General features: G+C 62.5%; 13 protein-coding genes. 3 read left to right on the forward strand and 10 right to left on the reverse strand.

The window, feature by feature from the left end; all coding sequences use genetic code 11:
- Window positions 1-213: 213 nt before the first annotated feature.
- A complete protein-coding gene (locus tag JG739_RS20085; RefSeq protein ID WP_202363069.1) occupies window positions 214-1,464 on the forward strand; it encodes a hypothetical protein in 1,251 nt (416 codons plus the stop codon).
- Here JG739_RS20085 and JG739_RS20090 read toward each other — a convergent pair.
- From JG739_RS20090 to JG739_RS20115, 6 genes are all read right to left on the reverse strand, one after another.
- Complete coding sequence (locus tag JG739_RS20090; RefSeq protein WP_202363070.1) at window positions 1,445-2,005, reverse strand: hypothetical protein; 561 nt, start codon at window positions 2,003-2,005, stop codon at window positions 1,445-1,447. The genes JG739_RS20085 and JG739_RS20090 overlap by 20 nt on opposite strands.
- On the reverse strand, window positions 1,981-2,574 hold the full coding sequence (locus JG739_RS20095; protein ID WP_202363071.1) for a hypothetical protein: 594 nt from the start codon (window positions 2,572-2,574) through the stop codon (window positions 1,981-1,983). The genes JG739_RS20090 and JG739_RS20095 overlap by 25 nt, the downstream gene beginning before the upstream one ends.
- Window positions 2,571-3,152, reverse strand: coding sequence for a hypothetical protein (locus tag JG739_RS20100; protein ID WP_202363072.1), 582 nt, complete (start codon window positions 3,150-3,152; stop codon window positions 2,571-2,573). Before JG739_RS20100 ends, JG739_RS20095 begins: the two co-directional genes overlap by 4 nt.
- Before the next feature lie 281 nt (window positions 3,153-3,433).
- Window positions 3,434-3,790 carry a VOC family protein gene (locus JG739_RS20105; protein ID WP_202363073.1) on the reverse strand — a complete coding sequence of 119 codons (357 nt, stop codon included), beginning with the start codon at window positions 3,788-3,790 and terminating at the stop codon, window positions 3,434-3,436.
- Between the two features lie 29 nt (window positions 3,791-3,819).
- Complete coding sequence (locus JG739_RS20110) at window positions 3,820-4,218, reverse strand: SRPBCC family protein (protein WP_202363074.1); 399 nt, start codon at window positions 4,216-4,218, stop codon at window positions 3,820-3,822.
- A gap of 68 nt (window positions 4,219-4,286) precedes the next feature.
- A complete protein-coding gene (locus tag JG739_RS20115) occupies window positions 4,287-5,084 on the reverse strand; it encodes a helix-turn-helix domain-containing protein (protein WP_202363075.1) in 798 nt (265 codons plus the stop codon).
- Between the two features lie 238 nt (window positions 5,085-5,322).
- Between JG739_RS20115 and JG739_RS20120 the strand changes: the two genes are divergently transcribed.
- Both JG739_RS20120 and rimO read left to right on the forward strand, forming a co-directional pair.
- Window positions 5,323-6,012, forward strand: a complete 690-nt coding sequence (locus tag JG739_RS20120) for a TerC family protein (protein ID WP_202363076.1) — start codon at window positions 5,323-5,325, stop codon at window positions 6,010-6,012.
- 177 nt (window positions 6,013-6,189) lie between these two features.
- Window positions 6,190-7,503 carry a 30S ribosomal protein S12 methylthiotransferase RimO gene (rimO, locus tag JG739_RS20125; RefSeq protein ID WP_202363077.1) on the forward strand — a complete coding sequence of 438 codons (1,314 nt, stop codon included), beginning with the start codon at window positions 6,190-6,192 and terminating at the stop codon, window positions 7,501-7,503.
- A gap of 173 nt (window positions 7,504-7,676) precedes the next feature.
- On the opposite strand, the gene JG739_RS20130 is transcribed toward rimO, so the two are convergent.
- The 4 genes from JG739_RS20130 to JG739_RS20145 are packed head-to-tail and all read right to left on the reverse strand — an operon-like array spanning window position 7,677 to window position 12,403.
- Window positions 7,677-8,744 carry a BMP family ABC transporter substrate-binding protein gene (locus JG739_RS20130; protein WP_202363078.1) on the reverse strand — a complete coding sequence of 356 codons (1,068 nt, stop codon included), beginning with the start codon at window positions 8,742-8,744 and terminating at the stop codon, window positions 7,677-7,679.
- 52 nt (window positions 8,745-8,796) lie between these two features.
- The gene (locus JG739_RS20135; protein ID WP_202363079.1) at window positions 8,797-9,717 is read right to left on the reverse strand and encodes an ABC transporter permease; all 921 of its coding nucleotides are present in this window, start codon (window positions 9,715-9,717) and stop codon (window positions 8,797-8,799) included.
- Window positions 9,717-10,829, reverse strand: coding sequence for an ABC transporter permease (locus tag JG739_RS20140; protein ID WP_202363080.1), 1,113 nt, complete (start codon window positions 10,827-10,829; stop codon window positions 9,717-9,719). Before JG739_RS20140 ends, JG739_RS20135 begins: the two co-directional genes overlap by 1 nt.
- A complete protein-coding gene (locus tag JG739_RS20145) occupies window positions 10,826-12,403 on the reverse strand; it encodes an ABC transporter ATP-binding protein (protein ID WP_202363081.1) in 1,578 nt (525 codons plus the stop codon). The genes JG739_RS20140 and JG739_RS20145 overlap by 4 nt, the downstream gene beginning before the upstream one ends.
- Window positions 12,404-12,550 lie beyond the last annotated feature (147 nt).

Genomic DNA, 12,550 nt, shown 5'->3' on the forward strand with positions numbered 1-12,550 from the left:
GAGCATGGCTGCGCCATGAAACAGATTTGACGGACGCCGGATGCCATGATTGAACCGCAGCTCTCGTCGCCTGTAAGTCGGATGAGGTAAACTTGCGCTACCTCCAATCGTATTCAACTCCAGGTGGTTTGAATTTGATCGCAACAGTCTGAAGGCGGACCGTTTGGTGAAACAAACTCCTAGGTTTCAGGATCGGAGCACGAAGCCGACGCGATGACCACGGCAATTGAGGACATGTTTCGGCCGCTTGCCTTAACCGCGCGGTTGCTCGTCCAGTGCTGGCCGCAGCTGTTGCTTGTCGGCTGCCTGGGTATGATCGCTCGTGGTCTGCTGCTTCAGGGCGCAGTGACGATCGGCCTGCAATTCCCGCTGGGCGGAATGGTCATGCTGTCGCTGGTGGTCCTCGCCAAGCTGACGGTGCTGGTCATGATGTTCGTGCTGCTCCGGCCGCATATGCCGGCGGTGGCGGCACTGAGGCAAAAAGCCAAAAAGGCGATGGACGAAACAAAGCGCGAGCCGGTCCTGGCGATTACCGCCGCTGCGATCCTGCCGTTCTTCGCCTATTATGCCGCCTGGGGTTTTCTTGGCGATACGGTTCGCGAATATTCGCGCATGGCGCTCGCTCAGGCCGATTTCGGCAAGAGCGTCGACATCTTCGCCATTCTTCAGTCAAGCGGCGTGGCACTGTCGATCGTCATATGCTGGCTGGTGCGCTTTGCCGCCAAGCGACTGAATGCGGGCGCCTCCCACCCCTACTGGCGGCTGCTGATCGTGGCGACGGACGCGACCTGGGTCTTCATCGGCCTTTATGCGCTCGGCGTATGGAAGGACCAGTTCATCCGCTGGCTTGGCGCAGGCGCCGCCCTGCAACAACTCAGCCTCGATTTGCTTGCGCCGGTAAGTCAGGCGGCCGCGGCCGGCCAGTTCGTTCCCGTGGAGTTCCAGCCGCTTCCCTTCGGCGAGCAGCTTCAGAATCTGTTCTTTTTCGCGTTGCTGCCGATTGTCTGGCTGGTGATGGCGGCGATCATCAACGGCTATGAGCTTGCGGCGCCGGCCGCTTCCGGTCCTGCGCCATCGCGAGCAACCTCCTGGCAGAAGTGGCTGAAGGATTTCGCGTCTCACTTCGTTGGCGGTTACCGCAGCCGCTATTCGCCAGTCTGGACTTGCCTCAAGCTGACGCTCAGTGCCGGCCTGGCCACGCTTGTCACCTTCGTCATCGCCTATCAGGCCATCTCCTGGGCCGGTGCCTGGACGTGGTATGGACTGACGAGGCTGATCGGAGCGCATGATCTCGGGACCTGGCAGATCTTCGCCGATGCCATTAGCCTGTTCATCGGCAGCCCAAGCGAACTCGACGGTGGAATCCTGCTCGACGCGGTCCGAGTCGCGCTGCTTGCAGCCGTGCTCGAGACCGCGGTCGCCATGGCTGGCGCAGCAACTGGCGTCAGGTCCGCGGCTCGCTGACGCTGAGATGACTCGGCAGCGCCGAGTAGAGGGCGATCGACAGCGTGAGGCCGCTCGCCGCAGGTGGGATCGAAAAGCTGGCGGCCATCCGTGCCGGTTTGCCGGGCTCCGACGCGGCGAATGCCCTGCCGCCGCACAGGGACCGTTGCTCGGCCTCCGGATATTGCTTCCTGACCACCGGATCGGCAAACAGGGTTGGCCGCCATTCGCGACCGCTCCCATCGGAAAGCCGCACCTGGCAAGGAACCGAGCCGAGCGCTTTCGGGTCAGCAGCGAGAGCTTCAAATTCGGCAAGCACGACGGCGCTTCCCGCGCTGCCTGCCAGTCTGGTGAAGCGTGTCACGGTCCAGCTGGCGCCGGCATAATCGATCGGCTCTCCCAAGCTCGTAGATAGCGGCTGGCGCAGATGTTGAGTGCGCCAGTCCTTGATGCTTCCCCACGTCTGCACGGCCAGCGCGGCAGGCAGTGCGACCACCAGCGCCGTCATGCTCAGCCAGTAGCCTCGCCGCGTTGACGTCACCTTTGCGGGAGAACCGTCCATGGCGGCCTTTCTTCGTTGCAGCGTATGGTGATCGCCGGCTCGATGTCTTCGTCGGAAACATTCGTGGCGATGCGGATCTCGTCGTCGAGCGGCAGCAATTTTGTGGGTGCGACCACGACGCTCCCGCCGGCGACGGCATCCTCCGGCACTTCGAACACCAGAAGGACCCGGCGTGGCAGCCCGGGCTGGTAGACATCGCCGGGCATCATTTCGATCGTCGCCCACAGGCGGTCGGTCAGGACATAACGGACGCCGCTGCGGCTCAGCCACTCGCCCGATGTGAGACCCAGGGTCTCGAATTTCGCCTCGGCCTCGCCTTCGACCACAACCCATACGCCGGAACTCGTGTAGGTCTTTGACTTGCCGAAGGTCTCGACGTTGAGAACACGCGCCACCCTGGCGCTGTCCAGCGAAAGCGCGAAGGCGCGGGCCTCCACACGCTTGTTCATGCCGCCCGAAGCGACTATCGGCGATGTAATGTCGCTGTACAGCGGACGCGTATGCTGCATGCCGTAGAGCACGGCGGCAGCCAACAGCAGCGCCAGCGCCGAACGCAGCATGCGCATCATGGCGCCCTCTCCACCGGCAGATCGACCGTCGCAACGGGATCACGTTCGAACCACCCGCCTGCGCCGTAGACATTGTCGCGCAACTTGTAGATCTGGCCGGTGACGGTGATCGTCACCTTGTCGGGCACGGGCACACCGGCCGGCCACTCCCAGGCCATGGTCAGGCGTTCCGGCATGTTGGGATTGAAATATCCCGCCAGATACTTGTCGCGATCAAGATAAACCGTTGGCATCGGCAGCTTTTGCGCCGGCGCGCTGAGCCTGACGACGCGATGGAGCACGTTGTTAGGGGTGGCGGAACGGTTCACCACATCCATATCCACCATCACAAGCTGCACGGGCCGCGATGGCGGAACGCCTGTCGGCGGCACGGTTCCGAAACGTGCCGTTCGCAAGGTCACAAACCAGCGACCGGCATCGATTTGCTGGCCCGCCTGTACAACCGGCACCTTTGGCGGATGGGCAGCTTCGTAGAGCGTCATCGAAAACGAGATTGCCGATGCGGCCAGCCCGCCAAGGCCTGCGATCAGAAAAGCATACAGCCTTTGCCGTATTGTCGTCCGTGTCGGTTGTGTCATGCGCCGTGCGGTATGCGATGGTCCTCGGGCCAGCCTTATACGATGCGAGAATGATTTTGTTACAACAGCAGCGCAGGCATCTCTGGTCCAAGGGGTTCAGTGCCGGGACGACAGCCGCGCAATCCGGCTCCTTGGTGGCTCGCCGGTCAGTGATCATTATCCGCTCCTGCCGCCAAGTGCGGCATTGACCCGAATATCAAGTCCGGATGGCCCGCCCAAACCACTCGGCCGCAAACCATTCGAAGAGGCGCCGGGCTCGGCTCGACGCCCCGTCTGCTTCCTCACTTCTGCGACCACACAGCCAACTCGTAGCCGTCCGGATCGGAGAAGTGGAAGCGGCGGCCGCCCGGGAAGGAATAGGCGGGTTTGACGATCTTTCCGCCGGCTTCCTCGACATGGCGCTGGGTCTCGTCGAGCTTGTCGGCATAAAGGATCACCAGCGGCCCGCCTGCCGCCCTGCTGTGGCCACCGAGAGCGAAGCCGCCGGTCAGGCGGCCGTCGTTGAACTCGCAATAGTTCGGCCCGTAGTCCTTGAAGGACCAGCCGAAGGCCTTTCCATAGAAGTCGCGCGAGCGCGCGATGTCGCCGACCGAAAACTCGATATAATCGATGCGCTTGTCGTTGCTGGAATTGGCCATGATCTTCTCCTTTCGCGGTTTTTGGATGCTCAGCGTTCGAGCATTGCCTTCAGGGTGTTGAGGTCGCGCTGCACGGCCTCGGCGTCGGCAGCGAATATCTCCTGCGTCATGTCCGGCGTCCTCAACAGCACGAACATGACCTCCGCGCCGGTCCCGTTAGGAACCACGCGCACCGCATTGCGGGTTTCCTTGTCCTCGGCAAAGACGATGTGATCAAGGACGCCGTATTCGTTCGGCCGGGAGAAGCGGATGCGGATGGGCCGGCCGTTGGGGTCCTCCGCAGTCCATTCCTCGCCCGATTTTTCGAAGCGCCTGCCGAGGCCTGCCGCCCAGCGCTGGAAATTCTCAGGGATGGAGGCGAAGTCATAAACTTCGCGCCAGTCCCGGTCGATGGACACGGTGATGATGCGGGATTTGTAGATGGTCATGTCTGCCTCCTTTCAACGAAGGCAGACTAGGCCGAGTTGGCGGTGGCATATTGAACGAAACGGTCAGCTCAGGCGCTGAGCTGTCGCAGAACCGTTGCCGGCGAGAAGCCCGACAGGCGCCGCACCTCGCGCGTCAGATGCGCCTGGTCGCAATAGCCTGCTTCGAACGCAAGATCGGCCAGGCGCGGCTCGGCAGACTGCCGCGCCAGGTTCAGGAACCGCTGGAAGCGGAGAATGCGGTCGAGCGTCTTCGGACCATAGCCGAAGGCCTCCTGGCAGCGGCGGCGAAGCGTTCGCGGGCTGACGTCGAGCCGGTCGAGGATCACTTCCATGCCCGGACCGGCGGATTCGGTTTTCAGCGCGGTGAAGGCAAATCCCATGTCCGCAGGCGGCGGCTCGACATCTGGCGCAAGCCTGCAGAGTGCCGCCTGCATCGCCCGCATCCGCTCCACCATGGAGGACGCATCGCCAATTTTTTGGGCGGTTTCGCGCGCCAGCGCTCCCCAAAAGTGGCTGAGCGCCAACCGGCCGCCGACGATTTCCGACATCGGCAGGCCGAGCCACCGGCTTGCCGCACCCGGTCGGAAGCGGGCGCCGATCACCGTGGAACCGGGTTTCAGCGTTGAGAGGGCAACCTCCACGTCGGGGCCTGCCACGACCAGATCGCCGTCGATCCAAATGATGTCGACACAGCCGTCGGGGACCACGGCCGACAGGCTCGTCGCCTCCGGTCGCAATGTGTTGCACCAGGCACACTGGAAATGCCCTTCGAGTGCGGCCGGAGGATCGAACTCGCAATATTCCCCAATTGCCCCGGAAAGGATTGGTGCCCCGGAAAGGACGGGTGTGTTGTCATCAGACGTCACGAGCCTCTCCTGTGAGGGAACATTTTCGCGCAGCGCCGTACTCTTCGGTCCCCGAAACTATTGCGGTGACGGCGGGCTTCAACCCCTGATGGCAGCTTTCACCGCCTGCCGGCGATTTCCACCGCGATCAGGCGGTTTGCTGGCCTTGTTCTCAAGCCGTCTCTTGACGCGCGGGAACCATACACGTTAGGCGTTCGGCACCCGAACGATTGGCGACCAAGCAAGGAAATTCCAGCCGATGGAAATTTTTACCGCCGCCGGCCTCGCGGCCCTGCTCCAGGTCATCGCCATCGACCTTGTGCTTGCCGGCGACAATGCCATCGTCATCGGCCTTGCTGCGGCAGGCCTGCCGTCGGATCAGCGCAAGAAGGCGATTCTCGTCGGCATTCTGGCGGCCACCCTGCTTCGCATCTTCTTCGCCCTGATCACCCAGTGGCTCCTCACCATCGGCCCCATTCTCCTCATAGCCGGCGGCCTGCTGCTGCTTTGGGTGTGCTGGAAGATGTGGCGCGAACTGCGTGTCAGCCACGAGCAGGAACATGACGCGACGGAAGCGTTGTCGAATGTCGATTACGACAAGAGCGGGACGATTGGCGGCAAGGGACCGCGCAAGACTTTTGCTCAGGCAGCCTGGCAGATCGTCATTGCCGACGTTTCGATGTCTCTCGACAACGTCCTTGCCGTCGCCGGCGCGGCGATGGACCATCCGACGGTCCTGATCATCGGCTTGGCGCTGTCGATCGCACTGATGGGCTTTGCCGCTTCGTTTGTCGCACGCCTCCTGCATAAGCACCGCTGGATCGCCTACATCGGCCTCGCGATCATTTTCTACGTCGCCGTGAAGATGTTTCTGGATGGTGCTGTGCAGCAGTTCCCCGAACAGTTTGCCTTCCTGGCGCCCTGGTTCGGGCCGGGCGGCGGTCATTGAAAGTTTAGCAGTGCAGGTCCGCCCGAGGCGCCAAGCCGTTCCCGGTTTGCTTGATTGCGGAACTATGCTATTGCGCCGTGCAAATTGAGCTTCTGCGAAAGTTCAAAAGATCAACATGTATCGAGACTTCCGGGCTGGGCCTCAGGGTTTCCGGCCCGCGTCCATTGGAAACCGCAAATGTCTGCCCCTCGCGTCAGTTTCGTCAGCCTTGGATGCCCCAAAGCCCTGGTGGATTCGGAGCGCATCATCACCCGCCTGCGCGCCGAGGGCTATGAGATCGCGCGCAAGCATGACGGCGCCGATCTGGTCGTCGTCAACACCTGCGGCTTTCTCGATTCGGCTCGCGACGAATCGCTCAATGCCATCGGCTCCGCCCTTTCGGAGAACGGCAGGGTCATCGTCACCGGCTGTCTCGGCGCCGAACCTGACGTCATCCGCGAAAAGCATCCCAACGTTCTCGCCATCACCGGTCCGCAGGCCTACGAGAGCGTGATGGCTGCGGTGCATCAGGCTGCGCCCCCGAGCCACGATCCCTATGTCGATCTTTTGCCGCCGCAAGGCGTCAAGCTGACGCCGCGCCACTATGCCTATGTGAAGATTTCGGAAGGCTGCAACAACCGCTGCAGCTTCTGCATCATCCCGGCGCTGCGCGGCGATCTCGTCTCGCGGCCGGCGGCCGACGTGCTGCGCGAGGCCGAGAAACTGGCCAAGGCCGGCGTCAAGGAAATCCTCGTCATCTCGCAGGACACCAGCGCCTACGGCATCGACATCAAATACCAGACCAGCATGTTCGGCGATCGCGAAGTGCGGGCCAAATTCCTTGATCTGTCGGAGGAACTCGGCAAGCTCGGCGTCTGGGTGCGCATGCACTATGTCTACCCCTACCCGCATGTCGCCGATGTCATCCCGCTGATGGCCGAAGGAACGATCCTTCCCTATCTCGACATCCCGTTCCAGCACGCCTCGCCGCGAGTGCTGAAGAACATGCGCCGGCCCGCCCACGGCGAAAAGACGCTCGACCGCATTCGCGGCTGGCGCGAAATCTGTCCGGATCTGGCGATCCGCTCCACCTTCATCGTCGGCTTTCCCGGCGAGACGGACGACGATTTCGAGATGCTGCTCGACTGGCTGGACGAAGCCAGGATCGACCGCGCCGGCTGCTTCAAATACGAGCCGGTCAGAGGCGCCCGCTCCAACGACCTCGGCCTCGAACAGGTACCGCAGGAGATCAAGGAAGCGCGCTGGCACCGTTTCATGCAGCGCCAGCAGAAGATCTCGGCAACGCAGCTCGCCAGGAAGGTAGGCAAGCGTCTGCCAGTGCTGATCGACGAGGCGCATGGCACCTCGGCGAAGGGCCGCACCAGATACGACGCACCCGAAATCGACGGCTCGGTGCATATCCAGTCGCGGCGTCCGTTGCGCGCCGGCGATGTCGTTACCGTCAAGATCGATCGTGCCGACGCCTACGATCTCTACGGCTCGGCGGTCTGACCGCTTCTCGCCCTACGGCGCCGCGTCCCTTTGGACGGCAAAGGATGCCGCGTATTTTGCGCATGACCCTGCCGAAATCGATCCCGATTTCGGGCTCCCGCTAAACGAAAGGGCGCCGCGCGGCGCCCTTTCTGTCAAGATTTTGGCCTGTCAAGATTTGGCCCCGCTTGCGCTTACTGCGGCAGCTTGTCGTCGACGCCCTTGACGTAGAAGTTCATGCCGAGCAGCGTCGGATCGTCGGCGACTTCGCCTTCCTTCAGCCACGGCGTGCCGTCCTGCTTGGCAATCGGCCCGGTGAACGGGTTCCACCCTTCGACGATCTTCTTCTCGGTGGCTTCCGCCATCGCCTTCACGTCGTCGGGCATGTTGGTGTAAGGCGCCATTTTAACGGCGCCGTCCTTGATGCCCAGCCAGACATTGCCGGGCTTCCAGGTGCCGTCGAGCGCGGCCTTCACCCGGCCGATATAATACGGCCCCCAATCGTCGACGATCGAGGTCAACTGCGCCTTGGGAGCGAACTTGATCATGTCCGAAGACTGGCCGAAGCCCTGCAGTCCGCGCTCTTCGGCGACTTGCAGGGGAGCGGTCGAGTCGGTGTGCTGGACGATGATGTCGGCACCCTGGTCGAACAGAGCCTTGGCGGCATCGGCTTCCTTGCCCGGATCGAACCATGAATTGATCCAGACGATCTTCGCTTTGAAATCCGGCTTGATCGACTGGGCGCCGAGCATGAAGGAATTGATACCCATCACCACTTCGGGAATCGGGAACGAAACGATGTAGCCGGCGACACCCGACTTCGATTGCCTGGCGGCGATCTGGCCGAGGATGTAGCGGCCTTCGTAGAAGCGTGCGTTGTAGATGCCGAGATTTTCGGCCATCTTGTAGCCGGTCGCGTGCTCGAACATCACGTCGGGGAATTTCTTGGCGACCTTCACTTCGGGGTCCATGAAGCCGAAGGACGTGCCGAAAATGATCTTGCATCCTTCGCGCGCCAGGCGCTCGAAGGCACGATCGGCATCGGGACCCTCGGAGACGTTCTCCAGATAAGCGGTCTCGACCTTGTCGCCGAGCGCCTTCTCCACGTCCAGGCGGCCCTGGTCATGCTGGTACGAATAGCCGAAATCGCCGATCGGGCCGGTATAGACCCAGCAGGCTTTCAGCTTTTCCTGCGCTTCGGCGGTCGCCGCCAGCGACAATGCCGCCGCCGCGGTCATCAGCGCAATAAGCAGTTTTTTCATCGTGTTACCTTTCTGAGTTAAGCCTTGGAGCTTCCCGTTTGTCTTTTTATTGTCAACGATCCGGAACGAATGGCTGCCCCAAGGAAGCCGGTGTGTTCATCATCGTCAAACGCTTGTTGCGCGAGATTAGAACGAGAACCACGATGGTTGCCAGATAGGGCAACGAAGAAAGCAGTTGCGAGGGAACCGGAATGCCAAAAGCCTGTGCATGAAGCTGGCCGATCCAGACCGCGCCGAAGATATAGGCGCCCGCCAGCACCCGCCATGGCCGCCATGATGCGAACACGACCAGCGCCAGCGCGATCCAGCCGCGTCCGGCGGTCATGTTCTCCACCCATTGCGGCGTATAGACCAGCGACAGATGGCCCCCGGCAAGGCCAGCACAGGCGCCGCCGAAGATCACCGCCAGGTAGCGGTAGCGGATGACCTTGATGCCAAGCGCATGGGCCGATGTGTGGCTGTCGCCGATCGAGCGCAGCGTCAGCCCGGTGCGGGTCTTGAACAGGAACCACATGACGGCGGCGGTCAATGCGATCGAGATGTAGAAGATCGGGTCCTGGCCGAACAGCAACCTGCCGATGACGGGGATCGCCGTCAGGCCGGGAATGTCGAGGTTTGGCAGCCTCGCGCCGGGCTGGCCGACAAAGCTGGTGCCCATCATGCCGGAAAGGCCGAGGCCGAGCAGTGTCAGCGACAGGCCGGTCGCCACCTGGTTGGTGGCCAGCGACAGCGTCATGACGGCGAACAGCAGTGAAAACACCGCGCCCAGGGCGATCGCCGCCAACAACCCGATCCATGGCGATCCGGTGAGATAGCCGGCCCCGAAACCGCCGACCGCGCCCATGATCATCATGCCTTCGACGCCGAGATTGAGCACGCCGGAACGTTCGACCACCAGCTCGCCGATCGCCGCGATCAGCAAAGGCGTCGCCGCGGTTGCGATGGTCAAAAGAATGTTGACGGTGATGTCCATCAGCGGGCCTCCTCCAACTTGGGCGCGGCTTCAAGCGTCGGCGCAGCCAAGCCGATCAGACGAATGCGGTAGTGAATGAGCGTGTCGCAGCCGAGCACGAAGAACAGCAGCATGCCCTGGAAGACGCGTGCCACCTTGTCGGAAATGCCGAGCGCGCTTTGCACCGCCTCGCCGCCGAGATAGGTCAGCGCCAGCACCAGGCCCGCCGCGACAATGCCTAATGGATTGAGCCGGCCGAGGAACGCCACGATGATGGCGGCAAAGCCGTAGCCAGGCGAAATCACCGGCTGCAGCTGGCCAATGGCGCCGGAGACTTCCGAGATGCCGGCAAGTCCGGCCAGTGCCCCCGACAGCATGAAGGCGAAGAACACCATCCGGTTGATGCCGAAGCCGGCGAAGCGCCCTGCCCTGGGGCTTGAGCCGAGCACGCGGACCTCAAAGCCTTTCAGCATGCGGCTCATCAGGATCCAGACCAGCACCGCCGCGACCAGCGCGAACACGAAACCCCAATTGGCACGACCGGAGGCCGGCATCAGTTCCGGGAGAATGGCCGAGTCGTTGAACTGTATCGTCTGCGGGAAATTGAAACCCTTCGGATCGCGCCACGGCCCGCGCACCAGCCAGTCGAGGAACAGCTGCGCGACATAGACCAGCATCAGGCTGGTCAGGATCTCGTTGGTGTTGAAGCGCGCCTTGAGCAAGGCGGGAATGGCGGCGTAAGCGGCGCCGCCGACCATGCCGAACAGCAGCATCAGCGGCAGCACCAGCGGGCCTTCAAACTGCGGAAGCAGCACCGGAATGCTCGAGCCGACGATGCCGCCCAGGATGAACTGGCCTTCCGCGCCGATGTTCCAGATGTTGGCTCTGTAGCAAACCGACAGGCCGACCCCGATCAGGATGAGCGGTGCCGCCTTGATCGCCAACTCATGCAGCTGCCAGACCTGACTGACCGGCTCGAGGAAGTAGATCTGGAACGCCTTCAGGGAATTGACGCCAAGCAGCGCGAACAGGACGGCACCGGCAATGATTGTCAGCGCGAATGCAATGAAGGGCGACAGCGCCGAGAACAGCATCGAGCGCTGCGGCCGTTTGACGAGTTCGAGGCGCATCATGACGTCTCCAGAGCGTGTTCGGCGTGGCCCGGCTCGGCCCCGCCCATCAGCAGTCCGACCTTTTCGAACGTTGCCTCGGCGATCGGCAAAGGCTTCGACAATTCGCCATTGTGCATCACCGCGATCGCGTCGGATATCTCGAACAATTCGTCGAGATCCTGGCTGATGACCAGCACCGCCGAGCCGCTGCGCGCCAGTTCGATAAGCGTCTGCCGAATGTGGGCGGCCGCACCGGCGTCGACGCCCCAGGTCGGCTGATTGACGACCATGACGCCTGGCCTGCGGTCGAGCTCGCGGCCGACGATGAATTTCTGCAGATTGCCGCCTGAAAGCGCTGCCGCCTCCGGGTCCGCAGCGCTCTTGCGCACATCCATCGCCTTGATGATGCGTTGGGCAGCGGCATAGATCGCGTCGCTTTTGACCATTCCGCCGGCGCCGACGAACACCTTGCCGTCGGTGGCATGGCGCGACAGCAGCAGGTTTTCCGAAAGCTTCATGCGCGGTGCTGCACCGTGGCCGAGCCGCTCTTCCGGCACGAAGGCAGCGCCCATCAGCCGCCTGCCGGTGATGCTGAGGCGGCCGGCGTCCTTGCCGCGGATGCGCACCGAGGCGGCCTCCTGCTGCGGCACCTCGCCGGAAACGGATTCGAAGAACTCGCCTTGGCCATTGCCGGCGACGCCTGCAATGCCGATCACTTCGCCGGCGCGTACGGACAGGTTGATGTTTCTGAGCGGGATCGAGAACGGCGTTGCCGGCTTGCGGCTGAGAGCGCGGATTTCAAGCAGCGGCTGCGCGGTCTCGATACCCTGGGCCGGTGCACGCACCACGGCCTGCACCTCGTTGCCGACCATCATGCGGGCCAGCGATGCCGCGGTTTCCTTGCGCGGATTGCAATGGCCAACCACCTTGCCGTGGCGCAGCACGGTGGCGCGGTCGCAGATACGCTTGACCTCTTCCAGCCGATGCGAAATGTAGAGTATGGACTTCCCTTCCGAGCGCAGCCGTTCGAGCGTCTCGAACAGCTTGTCGGCTTCCTGCGGCGTCAGCACCGAGGTCGGCTCGTCGAGGATGATGAGTTGCGGCGTCTGCAGCAGACAGCGGATGATCTCGATACGCTGCCGCTCACCGACCGAGAGGTCGCCGACCAGCGATTGCGGATCGAGCGGCAGCCCGTAGCTATAGGAAAGCGCCCTCGCCTTCGCGGCAATCGTGCTGATCGGCGAGCCGTCGTCCAGCGACAGCGCGATGTTCTCGGCCGCCGTCAGGGCCTCGAACAGCGAAAAATGCTGGAACACCATGCCGATGCCAAGCTTCTTCGCAAAGCCGGGATTGGTGATCGTGACCGCCTGGCCGTTCCAGAAAATCTCGCCCGAATTGGGCTCCAGCGTTCCGAACAGCATTTTGACGAGCGTCGACTTGCCGGCACCGTTCTCGCCGAGCAGCGCATGGATTTCGCCTTTTGCGACGGTGAGATCGACATGGTCGCACGCTGTCAGTGTGCCGAACGTCTTGGTAAGGCCACGAACCTCAAGCAGGTTTGCGTCGTCCTGATTTGCACTCACAGTGCCTCCCATCTGGTTTGCCAGATATGTTCTGTGTTCCCGCAGGCATGGTATGCGCGGCCTGCTGTCGTCGCAAAGCGGCACCCGTCTTGAAAGAGCTTCAAGAATTTCAGCGGAAACCTAACGCATCGGCCCGAAAATCGAAATCGATTTTCGGAA

It is taken from the genome of Mesorhizobium sp. L-2-11, assembly GCF_016756595.1.
Taxonomy (GTDB): Bacteria; Pseudomonadota; Alphaproteobacteria; order Rhizobiales; family Rhizobiaceae; genus Mesorhizobium.

What these genes read in the sequence shown, in the direction of transcription:
- JG739_RS20085 (WP_202363069.1), top strand. Translation starts at nt 214, where the DNA reads ATGACCACGGCAATTGAGGACATGTTTCGGCCGCTTGCCTTAACCGCG.
- JG739_RS20090 (WP_202363070.1), bottom strand. Translation starts at nt 2,005, where the DNA reads ATGGACGGTTCTCCCGCAAAGGTGACGTCAACGCGGCGAGGCTACTGG.
- JG739_RS20095 (WP_202363071.1), bottom strand. Translation starts at nt 2,574, where the DNA reads ATGATGCGCATGCTGCGTTCGGCGCTGGCGCTGCTGTTGGCTGCCGCC.
- JG739_RS20100 (WP_202363072.1), bottom strand. Translation starts at nt 3,152, where the DNA reads ATGACACAACCGACACGGACGACAATACGGCAAAGGCTGTATGCTTTT.
- JG739_RS20105 (WP_202363073.1), bottom strand. Translation starts at nt 3,790, where the DNA reads ATGGCCAATTCCAGCAACGACAAGCGCATCGATTATATCGAGTTTTCG.
- JG739_RS20110 (WP_202363074.1), bottom strand. Translation starts at nt 4,218, where the DNA reads ATGACCATCTACAAATCCCGCATCATCACCGTGTCCATCGACCGGGAC.
- JG739_RS20120 (WP_202363076.1), top strand. Translation starts at nt 5,323, where the DNA reads ATGGAAATTTTTACCGCCGCCGGCCTCGCGGCCCTGCTCCAGGTCATC.
- rimO (WP_202363077.1), top strand. Translation starts at nt 6,190, where the DNA reads ATGTCTGCCCCTCGCGTCAGTTTCGTCAGCCTTGGATGCCCCAAAGCC.
- JG739_RS20130 (WP_202363078.1), bottom strand. Translation starts at nt 8,744, where the DNA reads ATGAAAAAACTGCTTATTGCGCTGATGACCGCGGCGGCGGCATTGTCG.
- JG739_RS20135 (WP_202363079.1), bottom strand. Translation starts at nt 9,717, where the DNA reads ATGGACATCACCGTCAACATTCTTTTGACCATCGCAACCGCGGCGACG.
- JG739_RS20140 (WP_202363080.1), bottom strand. Translation starts at nt 10,829, where the DNA reads ATGATGCGCCTCGAACTCGTCAAACGGCCGCAGCGCTCGATGCTGTTC.
- JG739_RS20145 (WP_202363081.1), bottom strand. Translation starts at nt 12,403, where the DNA reads ATGGGAGGCACTGTGAGTGCAAATCAGGACGACGCAAACCTGCTTGAG.